The 15254-nt window shown below is 68.8% G+C and carries 15 protein-coding genes; 5 read left to right on the top strand and 10 right to left on the bottom strand.

Annotated elements, in window-relative coordinates:
- The first annotated feature begins 35 nt into the window (after positions 1-35).
- Together HDC34_RS11585 and HDC34_RS11590 are read left to right on the top strand one after the other, a co-directional pair.
- Positions 36-1898: a long-chain fatty acid--CoA ligase gene (locus HDC34_RS11585; RefSeq protein WP_179556945.1), complete on the top strand. Its 1863-nt coding sequence runs from the start codon at positions 36-38 to the stop codon at positions 1896-1898.
- Between the two features lie 73 nt (positions 1899-1971).
- On the top strand, positions 1972-2892 hold the full coding sequence (locus HDC34_RS11590; RefSeq protein WP_179556946.1) for a DUF1295 domain-containing protein: 921 nt from the start codon (positions 1972-1974) through the stop codon (positions 2890-2892).
- Here HDC34_RS11590 and HDC34_RS11595 read toward each other — a convergent pair.
- The 8 genes from HDC34_RS11595 to HDC34_RS11630 form a co-directional block, all read right to left on the bottom strand.
- The gene (locus tag HDC34_RS11595) at positions 2873-3133 is read right to left on the bottom strand and encodes a hypothetical protein (protein WP_179556947.1); all 261 of its coding nucleotides are present in this window, start codon (positions 3131-3133) and stop codon (positions 2873-2875) included. The two genes, HDC34_RS11590 and HDC34_RS11595, sit on opposite strands and share 20 nt — an antisense overlap.
- Positions 3134-3321: 188 nt before the next feature.
- On the bottom strand, positions 3322-4365 hold the full coding sequence (locus HDC34_RS11600) for an LLM class flavin-dependent oxidoreductase (RefSeq protein WP_179556948.1): 1044 nt from the start codon (positions 4363-4365) through the stop codon (positions 3322-3324).
- 35 nt (positions 4366-4400) lie between these two features.
- On the bottom strand, positions 4401-4598 hold the full coding sequence (locus HDC34_RS11605; RefSeq protein WP_104252646.1) for a 4-oxalocrotonate tautomerase family protein: 198 nt from the start codon (positions 4596-4598) through the stop codon (positions 4401-4403).
- A gap of 5 nt (positions 4599-4603) precedes the next feature.
- On the bottom strand, positions 4604-6085 hold the full coding sequence (locus tag HDC34_RS11610; RefSeq protein ID WP_179556949.1) for an aldehyde dehydrogenase: 1482 nt from the start codon (positions 6083-6085) through the stop codon (positions 4604-4606).
- A complete protein-coding gene (locus tag HDC34_RS11615; RefSeq protein WP_308807319.1) occupies positions 6078-6854 on the bottom strand; it encodes an alpha/beta fold hydrolase in 777 nt (258 codons plus the stop codon). Before HDC34_RS11615 ends, HDC34_RS11610 begins: the two co-directional genes overlap by 8 nt.
- A 10-nt stretch (positions 6855-6864) precedes the next feature.
- Entirely contained in the window at positions 6865-7416 is a 552-nt protein-coding gene (locus HDC34_RS11620; protein ID WP_104311656.1) for an amino acid synthesis family protein, read from the bottom strand.
- Positions 7413-8069: an amino acid synthesis family protein gene (locus HDC34_RS11625; RefSeq protein WP_179556951.1), complete on the bottom strand. Its 657-nt coding sequence runs from the start codon at positions 8067-8069 to the stop codon at positions 7413-7415. Before HDC34_RS11625 ends, HDC34_RS11620 begins: the two co-directional genes overlap by 4 nt.
- A gap of 45 nt (positions 8070-8114) precedes the next feature.
- Positions 8115-8822 (bottom strand): GntR family transcriptional regulator, encoded by a 708-nt coding sequence (locus HDC34_RS11630; protein ID WP_104311654.1) that lies wholly within the window; start codon positions 8820-8822, stop codon positions 8115-8117.
- 117 nt (positions 8823-8939) lie between these two features.
- Between HDC34_RS11630 and HDC34_RS11635 the strand changes: the two genes are divergently transcribed.
- Positions 8940-9884, top strand: coding sequence for a flavin reductase (locus HDC34_RS11635; protein WP_104311653.1), 945 nt, complete (start codon positions 8940-8942; stop codon positions 9882-9884).
- A gap of 69 nt (positions 9885-9953) precedes the next feature.
- Positions 9954-11702, top strand: coding sequence for a BCCT family transporter (locus tag HDC34_RS11640; RefSeq protein ID WP_179556952.1), 1749 nt, complete (start codon positions 9954-9956; stop codon positions 11700-11702).
- A gap of 91 nt (positions 11703-11793) precedes the next feature.
- On the opposite strand, the gene HDC34_RS11645 is transcribed toward HDC34_RS11640, so the two are convergent.
- Together HDC34_RS11645 and HDC34_RS11650 are read right to left on the bottom strand one after the other, a co-directional pair.
- A complete protein-coding gene (locus HDC34_RS11645) occupies positions 11794-12285 on the bottom strand; it encodes an SRPBCC domain-containing protein (protein WP_179556953.1) in 492 nt (163 codons plus the stop codon).
- A 211-nt stretch (positions 12286-12496) separates the two neighbouring features.
- A complete protein-coding gene (locus HDC34_RS11650; RefSeq protein WP_179556954.1) occupies positions 12497-14236 on the bottom strand; it encodes an FAD-binding protein in 1740 nt (579 codons plus the stop codon).
- Positions 14237-14313: 77 nt separating this feature from the next.
- On the opposite strand from HDC34_RS11650, the gene HDC34_RS11655 reads away from it, so the two are divergent.
- A complete protein-coding gene (locus HDC34_RS11655) occupies positions 14314-15240 on the top strand; it encodes a LysR family transcriptional regulator (protein WP_179556955.1) in 927 nt (308 codons plus the stop codon).
- Positions 15241-15254 lie beyond the last annotated feature (14 nt).

Raw genomic sequence — 15254 nt, forward strand, 5'->3', positions numbered from 1 at the left:
GGGTGAAGTGACCCGGCGCGCGAAAGGCGGCTGCAGTGCTGGAATCAACCACCCCCCTCCTTGTGGGCCCCGAGACCATCGGATCCGCGGGCACGTACCGAAATGTGACCGACCTGCTCGTCCGACGCCTGGAAGTCGCGCCAGATCACGCCGCATTCGACGTGCCGAGCGACTCCGCTGACCGCTCGGCTCCCTGGCGTCAGGTCTCCACGCGCGAGTACACCGACGCGGTCCGGGCCGTCGCGAAGGGCCTCATCGCCCTTGGCGTGCGCCCCGGTGATTCGATCGCGATCATGGCACCCACCCGGTACGAGTGGGCCGTCGCCGATCTGGCGGTCTGGTTCGCCGGGGCCGTCGTCGTGCCCATCTACGAGACCTCGGCGCCCACGCAGGTCTCCGCGATCATCCACGACGCCCGCGTCGTCCTCGCGTTCGGCGGCAGCGCGCAGCACGTGCGTCTCCTTGAGGAACCGCTCACCGAGCGCGGCAGGGACGCCCTCGGCGTCTGGTCGATGGATGCGACCTCTGGCCGGAACGAGGGACACGACCTCGACCGCCTCGCCGCGCTCGGGGCCGGTGTGGCGGATGAGGCGCTCGAGGAGCGCCGACTGCTCGCGACGCCCGACTCCCCCGCGACGATCGTCTACACCTCCGGGACCACCGGCGAGCCCAAGGGCGCCGTCCTCACGCATGAGAACTTCCTCGGACAGGTGCTCAACATCGCGGCCGCCTACGGCGAGGTCGTGCACCCTGCCGGCAACACGATCATCTTCCTGCCCCTCGCCCACGTGCTCGCGCGAGGCCTGCAGCTCATCTGCCTCGCCAGCGGCATGCGCATCGCCCACCTCGCCGACCCGGCCGCTGTCGTGGGAACGCTCGGGCAGCTCACGCCGACATTCCTTGTCGTCGTGCCTCGAGTGCTGCAGAAGATCCAGGCCGCCGCGGGGGCCAAGGCCGCGGCCAAGGGCCTCGGCAAGGTCTGGGCTTCGGCGCAGCGCACGGCGGTGCAGTGGGGCGCGTTCCGCGAGACCGCCAGCCCGACGACGCGTGCGCCGATGGGTCTGCGCCTCCGCCACGGCGCCTTCGACCGGCTCTTCTTCAGCCGCCTCCGCGAGGTCATGGGCGGCCGCGTCACCCACATCCTCTCCGGCGGCGCCACGCTCGATGCCGAGCTGTCCCTGTTCTTCGGCGGCATCGGCGTGCCCGTCATCGAGGGCTACGGCCTCACCGAGACCACGGCGCCGCTCACCGGCAACCTGCCGAACGACATCCGCTCCGGCACCGTCGGCCGGCCGCTCCCCGGGTCCACGGTCCGCATCAGCGACGACGGCGAGATCCTCGCCCGCGGCATCGGCGTCTTCAGCGGCTACCGCAACCCGGAACACAACCGCGACGCCTTCGTCGACGGGTTCTTCCGCACCGGCGACCTCGGCCGCCTCGACGAGCAGGGGCGGGTCATCCTGGAGGGCCGCCTCAAGGACGTCATCGTCACCTCGAACGGCAAGACGATCGTGCCCATGAGGTGGGAGTCGTCGGTCGAGTCCGACCCGCTCGTCTCGCACGCCGTCATGATCGGCGAGGGACGCAACTACCTGTCCGCGCTCATCATCCTCGACCCGGAGGCGCTCGCCGAGTTCTCGGCGGAGATCGCCGCCGCCACCCACCCGGACCCCGCGCACCACGAGCTGCTCACCGTCGTGGACGCCCGTGCGCGCGACCACGTGCAGGCGGCCGTCGACCGGGCCAACGCGCTCGTCGCCCGAAGCGAGCAGGTTCGACGCTTCACGCTCATCGCGACCGACCTCGAAGACCCCACCTTCATCACGCCGACGCTGAAGCTCAAGCGCGCCGCCGTCCTGCAGCGCAGCACCGACGCCGTCGCGGCCCTGTACGCCTGACGCACGGCCCCACCGACTTTCCCCGTTCACCCGGCGCCAGTTCCAGGCGCCCGACGCCTCGAGAGGCACCAGCATGAGCAGCGAGACCACCGCGAGCAGCAGCACCGCCGGCAAGAAGAACAGGGCGACGATCGTCACGATCCTCATCGCCCTCCTCATCGGGGCGCTCGTCGCCCTCGCCGGGAGCCAGGGCGGAGCGCAGCTCGCCGGCATCCCCCTCTACGCGTGGGCGGTCGCGGCGGCCTTCCTCATCCAGGTCCTCGTGTACCTGCCGTCCGCGGCAGCGAAGACCGAGCGCTTCTTCGACCTCACGGGAAGCGCGACGTTCATCGTCGTCACGATCGGCCTCCTCGTCGCGGCCCCCGAACCGGATGCGCGCGCCTGGGTCCTCGGCGCCATGGTCATCCTGTGGGCGCTCCGCCTCGGGTCGTTCCTCTTCGCGCGCATCCACCGCTCCGGCTCCGACGATCGCTTCGACGACATCAAGGGCGACAAGCTGCGCTTCCTTCGCGTCTGGATCATGCAGGGGCTGTGGGTGAGCCTCACCGCGGCCGCGGCCTGGATCGCGATCGCGGGCGGAACCGACGACCGCGAGCCGTTCGGCTGGCTGGGCGTCGTCGGCGTCGTCGTGTGGGCGGCCGGGTTCATCATCGAGGTCGCTGCCGACCTGCAGAAGAACGCCTTCAAGGCGGATCCCGCGAACAAGGGCCGCTTCATCCGCTCGGGCCTCTGGTCGCGTTCGCGCCACCCCAACTACTTCGGCGAGATCCTGCTCTGGGTGGGCGTCGCCATCGTCGCCGCGCCGGTCCTGGTGGGCTGGCAGTGGGTCGCGCTCATCTCGCCGATCTTCGTCGCGCTCCTGCTCCTGCGCGTCAGCGGCGTGCCGCTCCTGGAGGCGAAGGCCGACAAGAAGTGGGGCGGCGACGCCGACTACGAGGCGTACAAGCGCGAGACGCCGGTGCTGCTGCCGCGGCTCACGAGCCCGAAGGCGTAGCGCCCGGACGGGGGTCCTCAGGTCGAGGGGCTCCCGGACGCCCGCCGCGCTTGGCCAGGCGGGCGAGGATCGCACCCGTCACGATGCCGAGGACGAGCCCGAGGTCGAGGCCGATCGCCCAGCTGTCGAGGATGAGGGCGAGGGCGACGCCGATCGCGAGTCCGACAGCGATGCCGGTCCCCATCTGGGTCGAGCCGTTGGCGCCGCCACCTCGAGTGCCGTCCTGCTGCGTGCTGTCCATGTCATCTCCCATCGTCGTTTCCGTTGCGCTCAACGCTACGGAGCCGACGCGGGCCGTGCTTCCCCCTGGCGGCTGACATCCCTCCCCCTGGTGCCGGAGATGCGCCTCGCCACAGCGGAGGCCGGTGGCGCACCTGCGGGCGGATGCGTGTCCGCACCCGCCCGCCTGTCCACCGTCTCGCGGAGGTCCTACGAGAACTCCGGGACGACCTTCTCGATGAACAGCTCGAGCGAGCGCTTCTTCTGCTCGTGTGAGAGCGAGTTGTCACTCCAGAAGCTGAACTCGTCGACGCCGAGCGCCTCGTACTCGCGCAGCCGAGCGATGACCTCATCCGCCGTGCCGATCATCGCGGTCTTGTGGAGCGCCTCGGGCGTGAACTCGGGCCGTTCGGCGAACTTCGCCTCAGGGCTCGGCTCGAGGAACCCGTCGACGGGGTCGGTCTTGTTGCCGAACCAGGCATCGAACGTGCGGTAGAACTTGTTGACGCCCTCGGCTGCCGGACGCCACCCCTCCGGGTCGGCGTCGTCGTGCACGTAGGTGTGGCGCAGCACCATGATGTCGGGGCGTGCAACCTCCGGATGGTTGGCGACGGCCGTCTCGAACTTGCTCACGAGGTCGGCGACTTCCTCGTCGCCCTTCATGAGCGGCGTCACCATGACGTTGCAGCCGTTGGCGACGGCGAAGTCGTGCGTGTCGGGGTCGCGGGCCGCCACCCACATGGGCGGCGTCGGCCGCTGAACGGGTTTGGGCACGCTCGTCGAGACGGGGAACTGCCAGATCTCGCCGTCGTGCGCGTAGTCGCCCTGCCACAGCTCGCGGACGGCGGGGATGAGCTCGCGCAGGTGCTGCCCGCCCTCCTTGCCCGGCATGCCACCGGCCAGGCGGTCGAACTCGAACTGGTACGCACCTCGGGCGAGCCCCACCTCTGCGCGGCCGCCGCTGATGACGTCGAGCAGCGCCGTCTCGCCGGCCACGCGCAGCGGGTTCCAGAACGGGGCGATGATCGTGCCGGCGCCGAGCCGGATCCTCGTCGTGACTGCTGCGAGGTATGCGAGCTGCGGCATGGGGCTCGGCGAGATCGTGTACTCCATGGAGTGGTGCTCGCCGATCCACACCGTGCTGAAGCCGGCTTCCTCCGCGAGGAGCGTCAGCTCGACGAGCTCCGCGAACAGCTGCTCGGTGCTGACGGAGTCGTCCCAGCGCTCCATGTGGATGAACAGAGAGAAACGCATTGTCGTGTCCTTTCGAGAGTGGATGTGCTCCGCGGTCAGCTGCGGCGGGCTCGTTCTGCGATCGTCGTGTTGCCGCGCGACCAGTGCTCGTGCTCGATCTCGCGGACGACGACCGTAATGTTCTCGGGCGCGGCCCCGACGGTCTCTTCGGCGACGCGGTGGACGCCGTCGATGAGGGCGCGGAGCTGCTCGGGTGTGCGCCCCTTGGCGATCGAGATGTCGATGAGTGGCATGGCCCCTACCCCCGCATCACGAAGGGGTCGGCGACGGGTGACTCGTCGGTGTTGATCCACACGCTCTTGAGGCGCGTGTACTCGTGCATCGACTCGATGCCGTGCTCGATGCCGACGCCGGAGCTCTTGAAGCCCTGCCTCGGTGACATGGGCGACATGGCGCGGTAGGTGTTGACCCAGATCGTTCCCGCCTCGAGTCGGCGTGACATGCGGTGCGCCCTCGCGAGGTTCTGTGTCCAGACGCCGGCGGCGAGGCCGAACTCGGTGTCGTTGGCGAGGCCGACGACCTCATCCTCGGTGTCGAAGGGCATGATCGCGGCGACCGGTCCGAAGATCTCCTCGCGGACGACGCGCATGCTGTTGGTCACGTCGGTGAGCACGGTCGGCTCGAAGTAGTAGCCGGGGAGGGCCACGTCGGGTCTGCCGCCGCCCGCGTAGAGGGTTGCACCCTCGTCGACGCCGATGCCGACGTAGGAGCGGACCTTCTCGAGCTGGTCGCCGAACGCGAGGGGCCCCAGCTCGGTCGCGTCGTCGAGGGGGTCGCCGATGACGATCGACTTCGCCCGCGTCGAGACGCGCTCGAGCAGCTCGTCGTAGACGGACCTGTGGGCGAAGACGCGGCTCCCGGCGATGCACGTCTGCCCCGCGGCCGCGTAGATGCCGGCGATGACGCCCATCGCCGCGTTCTCGATGTTCGCGTCGTCGAAGACGATGTTCGGGCTCTTGCCGCCGAGCTCCAGCGTGCACCCGATGAACCGGGCCGCGGCGCTCGCCGCGATCGCGGAGCCCGTGCGAGTCGACCCAGTGAAGGAGATCTTCGCGATGGTGGGGTTCTCGACGAGCGCGGCGCCCGCCTCTGCCCCGAAGCCCGTGACGACGTTGACGACGCCGTCGGGGAAGCCTGCCTCGCTCGCGAGCTGCGCGAAGCGGAGCACGGTGCGCGACGTGTACTCGCTCGGCTTGATGACCACGGTGTTCCCTGCGGCGAGCGCCGGGGCGAGCTTGGAGGTCGTGAGCGTGAGCGGGGAGTTCCAGGGCGTGATCGCGCCGACGACGCCGAGCGGCTCGTGCTGCGTGTAGTTGAGGATCTGCAGGTTGCTGGTCGGGATCTGCGAGCCCTGGATCTTGTCGGCGAGACCGCCGTAGTAGTAGAGGTACTCGGGCAGTGAGGCGAGCTGGCCGCGCATCTCGCGGAGGAGCTTGCCGTTGTCGAGGCTCTCGAGGCGGGCGAGCTCGTCGGCGTTCTGGGCGACGAGGTCGCCGAGACGCCGGAGGAGCTTCCCTCGCTGCGTCGCGGTGAGGCTGCTCCAGCTGGGCGCCTCGAACGCGCGTCGCGCGGCGGCGACGGCCAGCTCGACGTCGGCCGCATCGCCGCGGGCCGCCTCGTAGAGCACCTCGAGGGTCGCCGGGTTGATGCTCTCGAAGTAGGCGCCGCCTGCGGGGTCGCGCCAGGACCCATCGATGAAGTGTCCGTAGCGGTCAGTCATGGTGTGCTCCTTCGTGATGCCGTTGGATGGAGAGTTCTGCGTCGCCGATGAGCGCTTCGAGCTCGTCGACGAGCGTGGAAGGTGCTTCGACCGGGAGCATGTGCCGCACGCCGGGGACGACTTGGGTTCGCGTGCCGGGGATGGCGTCGGCCAGCCTGCGGGTCATGTCCGGGGTCGATCCTGGGTCGAGCTCCCCCGTGATGGCGAGGGTCGGCGCCGTGATCGCGCCGAGCGCGTCCGACACCTGCTGGTCGCCGGTCGCGAAGATCTCGTACGCGTGCCCGAACGACTCGACGTCGTTGGCCTCGAGCACTCGCCTCGTCTCGGCGATCGTCGAAGCGCTCACGCCGCTGCCCGAGTACCAGCGTTCGAGCGACCGCTCGACGGTCGCGCCGAAGTCGGTGCGCGCCGACGCGAGACGCTCGAGCACCGCGGCACGTTCATCCGGTGTGCGTCGGCAGACCGAGCTGACGCAGGTGAGCGTCGCGACGCGCTCCGGTGCGCGGCTCGCGATGTGCTGTGCGGCGAGCGCGCCGAGCGAGAAGCCGACGAGGTGGATCGGCCCGTCAGGCAGTCGCCGTTCGATGTCGGCCGCGAAGTCGGCGAGCGAGGTTGGTGCGCGCAGCGGGGGCTGGGCTCCGTGGCCGGGAAGATCGAGAGCGACGGCCCGCTCGCCGAGCAGGGCCTCGACCGGGGCCCACATCGTGCGGTCGAGCCCCACACCGTGCAGCAGCACGATGGGGGTCTGCTGCGCCTGGGTCGAGCTCACGGTCGCTCCCCTAGAGCTCGGTGGAGAGCGCCGCGAGCCGCTGCTGCGGGCGTCCCTGCGCCGCGCCTGCCAGCGCGATGAGGATCTCGTCCGGGTGCGGCGCATCCGCGATGCGCACCTCGAACGACTGGTGGTGCGAGCGGATGGTCGCGTCGGTGAAGTGCTTGAGGGGGATGTCGAAGGCCACTCCGGCCGGCCCGCGCTTCTCGACGGCGGGGAGCAGCGTGCTCGCGTTCGCCGCCTTGCGGAAGTGATCGCCGAACTTGAGCGTGTGGATCAGCGCCGACCCGTGCTCGACCTCGCCGTTCAGGCCGATGATCGCCGCCTTGCCGTAGGCCTCGAGCGGAGCGCCGAGCGCCTCGATGACGCGGGGTGCGAGCAGCTCCCCGAGCTCGGAGGCGACCGCGTCGATGCCCGCGGTCAGGTCCTCGACGAAGCCCTGGCCAGCCCACGGGTTGTCGATGATCGCCGCGACGACCGCTGTGCGTGCCGCCGGCGAGACCTCACGGCCTCCCTCGATGAGCGTCTCGTCGACGATGGTGATGACTCTGCGAACCTTCATGCGGTGATTCCTTTCAGGATGTCCGAGGTGACCGGCACGTCAGTCGTGCGGTCGCCGATTCGGGGATGTGGGCGGGGTCCAGAGGAGGCGACCGCGATGACCGCGATCTCATCGCGGTGCGGCGCATCCGCGAGGTGCACGTCGAGCGATTGGTAGTGGCTGCGCGTCGCGGCCGCAGTCTTGTGCCAGAGCGGCACACGGAGGTCGCCGCCGGCATCAGCCCTGGTGTCGGAGAAGCAGATGATCGAGGTGCCCTCGAGGAACTCGCGCAGCAGGTTCCCGAAGTACGGGGTGTGGATGAGGGCACCAGCGTGCTCGATCTCGCCCTCGAGTCCGACAACCGCCGCCTTGCCGAAGGCCTCGACCTTGCCGGCGCCACCGAGGGCAGCGAGGAGTCGGTCGCTGAGGAGCTTTGCGACGACCGGCGCGACCTCGGCGGTCGCTTCGGTGAGGTCGGCGAGCTTGCCCTGCCCGATCCACGGGTTGCGGACGACCGCAACGGCGCTTGCCTGCCGGATCGCTGTGGGCGCGTCGACGCCGCCGTCGGAGATGACGTCCTCGTACGCGGTGAAGATCTTCCGAACCCCGAGCGCGACGGCCCGTTCGAGCAGGGCATCGCCGCGCTGCTCTGTTGCAGTGACGGTGGTGGTCATGGTGGCTCCTGGTCTTCCTATCGTTCGCGAGCGAGCGCCAGCGGGTCAGGCGTGCGCCGACTCGCTTTCGGCGGGGTTGCCGTGGTCTTCCGGTGCGAGCGCTGCCCGACTCGAGGCCTCGACGTGGGTGCGCATCGCGAACTCGGCGCCGATGGCGTCCTTCTCCACGATCGACCGCACGATGGCATGGTGCTCATGGTCGGATGCGAGCAGACGGCCGGGGCGCTCGATGGTGCGGAGCACGATGCGGTGGTACGCAAGCTGGTTCATGAGGCGCTCGTAGTGCTCGGCGAGCTTCGCGTTGTCGGCTCCGAGCACGATCGTCCAGTGGAACTCGTGCACGAGGCGTGCGTACTCGGCCGTGTCGTTCGCGCGGACGGCGGCATCGCTCTCGTCGAGGTTGCGTGTGAGGGCCGCGAGCTCTGAGGTCGGCCCGCGCCGGGCGAGCAGGTTCGCGGCGAGGCCTTCCAGCGACTCCTTGAGTTGGAAGAGCTCCACGATCTCGCGCCGAGTCGGTGTCCGCACGAACGTCCCGACGCGGGGGCGGATCTCGACGAGGCCCTCGTTCTCGAGCTGCTTGAGCGCCTCGCGGATGGGCGTGCGGCTCACGCCGAACTCCTGCGCGAGCACGAGCTCCGGCATCGGATCGCCCGGAGGGTACGTCCCGCTCGTCACGAGGCGCCGGAGCCGCTCGAGGAGCGGGAGGTCTGCGTAGGCCTCATCACCGAGACCCAGGGGCGTGATCTGTTGCATACAAGAAAGCTAGCTGGCATGCCACAGGATTGTCAACGGGTCTCGTCTTTCCCAGGAAACACAACGTTTACAACGAATCGTTGACGCATACATGAACCCGGGGTTACGCTCCGTTGCATGCAAGCAAACATCAAAGATGCTGTCGCAGCTGCATGGTCCGACGCGTGGGATCGGGGTGACTTCGGTGCGTTCGAAGCTCTCGTGACGGAGGACTATCAGCGCGAGAGCACACGGTCAGGTCGAGTCTCCGCGCTCGACGAGTTCAAGCAGGAGGTCACCGAGGTGCGCGCCGCGTTCCCGGATCTCGTCACGCGCATCGATCGAGTCCTGGTCGAGGATGACGCCCTCGCCGTCTTCTGGACCTCCGACGGCACGTTCAGCCAGCCGCTCGGCACGGTCCCCCCGACGGGCAAGCGCGTCGTCACGAACGGATCCAACTACGGCACCCTTCGGGACGGGCTCGTCTCCTCCGAGCGTGTGACCTGGGACTCCGCGGAGCTCCTCGCCAACCTCGGCCTGCCCTCGCTGCGCTCGGCGTTCGAGGACGCTGAGGATGACTACGCTGACGAGTCTGCGGCGCCCCCGCGCGAGATGCTCAAGGCGTTCAACAAGCAGTTCATCTCCGGCGTCACGGTCGTGACCACGAAGGATGAGGAAGGCAAGCCGCGCGGTCTCGCCGTGAGCGCCTACTCCTCGGTGTCGCTCGACCCGCCCCTCGTGCTCGTCTGCGTGCAGAAGTCATCCTCGACCTACCCGTCGCTCTTCCGGTCCACGAACCTCGGCATCAACATCCTGTCGAGCGAGCAGCAGGATGTGCTCGCCACCTTCGCCTCGAAGAGTCCAGACAAGTTCGCCGACATCACGTGGCACGAAGGGCCAGATGGCAGCCCCCTCATCGACGGCTCGTCCGCGTCGATCGAGGTCGAGATCAAGGAACGCTTCCAGGCCCTCACCCACACCATCTTCATCGGCCGCGTGCACCACGCGACGACCACCGACGACGCGCCCATCCTCTACAAGGCCGGCAAGTTCTTCGATGGACGAGGGCTCTCAGAGCTCTGACCAGGTCATCACAACCGCGATGACCGTTCCGCCCTCCCGGGCCTGCCTCCTCCGAAGTGGAGCAACACCATGACTCTTCACCATCCCCCGAAGCCCGAGCTGCATGATGACGACGCACTCGATGGTCACGGGCTCGAGCCGACGTCCGGCCCGAGTCGAGCTCAGGCGGCGGCCGACGCGCTGCGTCACCGCCCCGGCGTCGTCTTCTGGGTGTCGATCGCCCTCATCCTCGCGTTCGTGTCGTGGGCTGCGCTGTCGCCCGAGACGCTCAACGCGTCGATGACGGGAGCCATCAACTGGGCCTCGGCAACCGTCGGCTGGTCGTACCTGCTTGTCACGACCGGCTGCATCGGCCTGCTCATCTACCTCGCGTGCAGCAGGTTCGGACGGGTCCGGCTCGGGGCCGACGAGGACCGCCCCGAGTTCAGCACGTGGGCCTGGCTCGCCATGATCGTCTCGACCGTGATGGGCGTCGGGCTCATCAGCTACGGTGTCGCCGAGCCGATCTCGCACTTCGTGCTGCCGCCGCACGCACTCGCCGACCCGGGCACCGCTGAGGCCGCGGTCGTCGCCATGCAGTACTCGTACCTCGACTGGGGCCCCCACGCCTGGGCCGTGTTCGGCGTCTTCGGCGTCGCGATCGCCTACTCGACGCACCGCAAGGGCAACACCGGTCTCGTCTCCCCCATGCTTCGACCCATTCTCGGCAAGCGCGTCGACGGGTGGCTCGGCAACGTCATCGACGTCTTCGCCATCATGGCGACGCTGTTCGGCACGACGACCTCGCTCGGCCTCGGAGCCTCGCAGATCACCGAGGGCCTGAACCGGGTCTTCGGCCTGCCCGCAGAGACCTTCACGCAGATCCTCGTCATCGCCGTCATCACGGTCATCTTCACGCTCTCAGCGCTGTCGGGCGTGAACCGTGGCATCAAGTACATCAGCCAGTTCACGATGCTCGCCTCGATCCTCCTCGCCATCTACGTCTTCTTCGCCGGCCCGACGAACTTCATCACGAACCTGTTCTTCCGGTCGACGGGTGCGTACTTCGCCGACTTCTTCTCGATGAGCCTCACGACGCCGCTCACGGCAGAGGACGGGCAGTGGATGCAGTGGTGGACGTACTTCATGATGGCCTGGTGGCTCAGCTGGGGTGCGTTCGTGGGCGTCTTCCTCGCAAAGATCTCGCGCGGCCGCACGATACGCCAGTTCGTGATCGGCGTGATGGTCGTCCCGAGCCTCGTCTTCTTCGCCTGGTTCACCATCTTCGGTGGGTCGGCGATCAAGTTCGACATGGACGGGGTCGGCAGCATCGGCGAGGCGGCGAGCGCCGACGTCAATACGGCGTTCTTCGAGATGCTCTCCAACCTGCCGCTGGTGGGCATTACCTCGGTGGTCGCGATCATCCTGGTCGTGCTGTTCTTCGTCTCCGGCGCTGACGCGAACACGTTCGTCCTCAGCATGATGTCGTCCCGCGGCGCGCTCGAGCCGACGAAGCTGGTGCTGGCGATCTGGGGTGCGCTGACCGGGCTCTGCGCGGCCCTGCTGCTCCTCACCGGCGGGTTGCAGGCGCTGCAGCAGGCGGCGATGCTCTCCGCGCTGCCGTTCACGGTCATCGTCGCGCTGCTCGCCGTCTCACTGGTCATGCAGCTGAAGAAGGACCCGCACTTCGACTACACGCGGGACGTGCGTCGGGAGGACCTCCGCACCGGGGTCCTTCGACTGCCCTTCCACGGCCCCGCGCGGAAAACGGAGTCCGATTCAGCGCCTGAGCCACCGGCCTCGGCGGGTCAACGGCCGCTCCTGCCTCCGGCGCCGTAGACGACGATCGCGGAGATGGGGATGGCGAGGAAGAAGATCCACGCCCATCCCCATCCCCATCCCCCGGCGTCTCGCCCCGAACCGGCTTTCGCTACTCCGAAGCCAGTTTCTCGGACAGCTCCGCCAGCGCTTCGGTGACTGCGCCCCAGCCGTCGAAGAAGCCGAGCTCCGCGTGCAGCGCACGTGCTGCCCCATCCACGTGACGGGCGAGAGCAACGTATTCGGTGCCCTCTGGGTGCTCGAGGAACAAGAACGATGCCACGATCGAGACTGGGGCAGGCTCGGCTGGGCGCAGCGCCGACGTGACCGCGTTCGTGAAGACGAGGCGTTCCCCCTCCTCCACGATCAGGAAGATGCCGTCGGTGTGCGGGACGAACATCTCGCCGTCGTCGCTCATCTGCGTCGTAAACGCGCCGCCGGGCCGGACATCGAGCTGCTCGACGCGGGTCATCGTCGGGGCGGGCGTCCACCAGCTAGCGAACAGCTCCGGGGTGGTCCAGGCGCGCCAGACCACGTCGCGTGGTGCGCGGATGACGCGACTCAGGGTGAGGTCGAGCTCGGGGTCGAGTGCTTCAGTTGTCATGGGCGCTTCAGTTCTACGATGACGAACAGCCCGATCCTGGCAGACCGCGAGCGTGCAGTCGACCCGGACCGGGCTGAATCGCCGTTCAGTTCCCGGAGTACGAGGTGTGGCTCTTGGAGCCGGCGCTGGGAGCGAACCTGTGGTCACGTCAGCTGCGTCTTGACGACCACACCTCCGCCACCGGTGCGTGGCCCGTCCGGGCCCCAGCGCGTTATTCGACGAGCTTGCCTTCGACGGAGACCTCTCCGATGAGCTCGGCGATCTCGGCAGGCACCGGCGGGATCTCCTCACGCGTGATGCCGCCCGTCGGCGACCACACGAGGTTCACCTGCATGGCCGGGTCGAGCTCGGGGAAGTCGCTGCGGTTATGGCAGCCGCGCGTCTCGCGACGCTCGAGGGCAGCCTCCAGCGTCGCCCGAGCGGCGAGGGCGGACGACTTGAGGTCGAAGGCGTGCGCGAGGTCCTGGAATCCGGCGATGTCGGGGTGGATGCCGACGTCCTCCATGCGCGACTCGATGACATCCAGCGCTGCGATGCCCGCCTTCAGCCCTTCTTCGTCGCGAACGACGCCCGCGTACTCGGTCATCGTGTCGCGGATCGCGCGCTGCAGGGCGCGCACGTTCTCGCGTCCGTCGGCCGAGAGGAGGTCGTTGATCTCGCCACGTGCCTGCGCGACGGCCGATGCTGAGCGGCGCTGCGCATCCAGTCCCCCGGAGTGGGCGACGGCTGCCTGGCCGACGATGCGGCCGAACACGAGCAGCTCGATGAGCGAGTTGCCGCCGAGGCGGTTCGCGCCGTGCAGGCCGCTGGATGCCTCACCGATGGCGTAGAGGCCGTCGACGTCGGTGCTGTGGTCGTCGGGGCGAACCCACACGCCACCCATCGAGTAGTGCGCGGTTGGCGCGATCTCGATCGGCTTCTCGGTGATGTCGAGCATCTGCAGCTCGAGCATCTGCTGGTAGATGCGCGGCAGGCGGTTCATGATCGTCTCGCGGGGCAGGTGCGACACGTCGAGCCAGACGCCGCCGTTCGCGGTGCCTCGCCCCTCCTTGATCTCCGTGTAGGCGGCAAGGGCGACGCGGTCGCGCGTCGAGAGCTCCATGCGCTCCGGGTCGTAGCGTTCCATGAAGCGCTCACCGAGGCCGTTGGTGAGGATGCCGCCTTCGCCGCGGGCGGCCTCGGAGACGAGCGTTCCGGCCGCGTTCTCGGGCTCGATGATGCCGGACGGGTGGAACTGCACGAGCTCAGGGTCGCGGAGTCGCCCGCCGGCTTCGACGGCGAGGCGGAACGAGTCGCCGGTGTTCTCGTCGCGGCGTGAGGACGTGCGCCGCCAGATGCGGTTGTGGCCGCCGGCCGCGAGGATCACGGAGTCGGCGTGGATGAGGTACCGGGTTCCGTCGTTGATGTCGAAGCCGTACGCGCCGAAGACGACGTTGTCGCTCACGAGGATGCGCGTGATGTAGACGGTGTCGAGGATCGGGATGTCGAGCTGCTCGCTGCGTGCGACGAGAGAGCGCTGGATCTCGAGGCCGGTGTAGTCGCCGGCGAAGGCGGTGCGGCGGAACTTGTGGGCGCCGAAGAAGCGCTGCGAGATGCGGCCGTCGCCTTCGCGCTGGAAGCCCATGCCGTAGCGCTCGAGGTCGCGGATGCCCTGCTCGGCTCCGCGGGTCACGATCTCGACGGTGTGCGGGTTGGCGAGCCAGTAGCTCTCCTTGATGGTGTCGGCGGCGTGCTGCTGCCAGCTGTCCTCCTCGTCCATGGTTCCGAGGGCGGCGTTGATGCCGCCGGCGGCGAGGGAGGTGTGGGCGTCGTGCTTGGGTCGCTTGCCGACGGCGAGCACATCCACGCCCTGCTCGGCGACTTCGATGGCGGCGCGCAGCCCGGAACCGCCGGTTCCGATGACGAGCACGGTGGTGGAGATCTGGCGTTCGATGGACGTTGTCGCGGTCATGACAGCAACGCTAGAGAGCTTCGTGTGATTACTCCAATGCATAGTCCTGCTCGTGGTGATGCGCGTAGGCTATGGCAATGAACTTGGACCAGTTGCGGAGCTTCGTCGAGGTCGCCTCGCAAGGGCACTTCACGCGGGCGGCGGAGGCGCTGCATCTCGCGCAGCCCTCGCTGAGCCGACAGATCTCGACCCTCGAGCAGGATCTCGGGGCGCCGCTGTTCAACCGCACGCCCGGCCGGGTCGCGCTCACCGATGCCGGCGAATCCCTGCTCCCCCTCGCGAGGCGAATGCTCGCCGACGCCGACTCCGTGCGCCGGGAGATGGCGGAGCTCGCCGACCTGCAGCGAGGCACGGTGCGCCTCGGCGCGACCCCGTCGCTCTGCGTGAGCCTCGTGGCGGATGCGCTGCAGTCGTTCCACGCATCGCATCCCGGCATCGAGCTGCACGTCTCGGAGAGCGGCTCGCAGGGGCTCATCGAGCAGCTCGCGGAAGGCGCACTCGACCTGGCGCTCATCACGACCCCCGAGTCTCGGCAGTCTCCGCGCGCGACGCTGAGCCGGATCCCGCTGCTCAACGAGGAGCTGCTCGTCGTCTCCTCCCTGACGGGCGACCGGGCGCTCGACGCCCAGACGCTCACCCTCGCCGATCTTGCGGCCAAGCCACAGGTGGTCTTCCACCGTGGCTACGACCTCCGCGCGACGACGGAGGCCGCCTACCTCGAGGCGGGTCTGCACCCGAACGTCGTCGTCGAGGGGCCGGAGATGGATGCGGTGCTCCGGTTCGTGGAGCTGGGCCTGGGCGTGGCGGTCGTGCCGGCCATGGTGCTCCGCGGACGGCAGGGCTTCCGCTCGGCCCGCCTCACCGACTCGAGCCTGCAGCGCACTGTGAGCCTCGCGCACCGCAGCGACGTGCCCCTCTCCCGCGCCGCACGCGCCATGGCGGCGACGATCGAATCGATCGCCGCCGCCATGGTCGGCCAGACGCCGGGAACCAGCAGCGTCTGAACCAACACGTCCCC

The organism is Pseudoclavibacter sp. JAI123 (assembly GCF_013409665.1).
GTDB lineage: Bacteria > Actinomycetota > Actinomycetes > Actinomycetales > Microbacteriaceae > Pseudoclavibacter.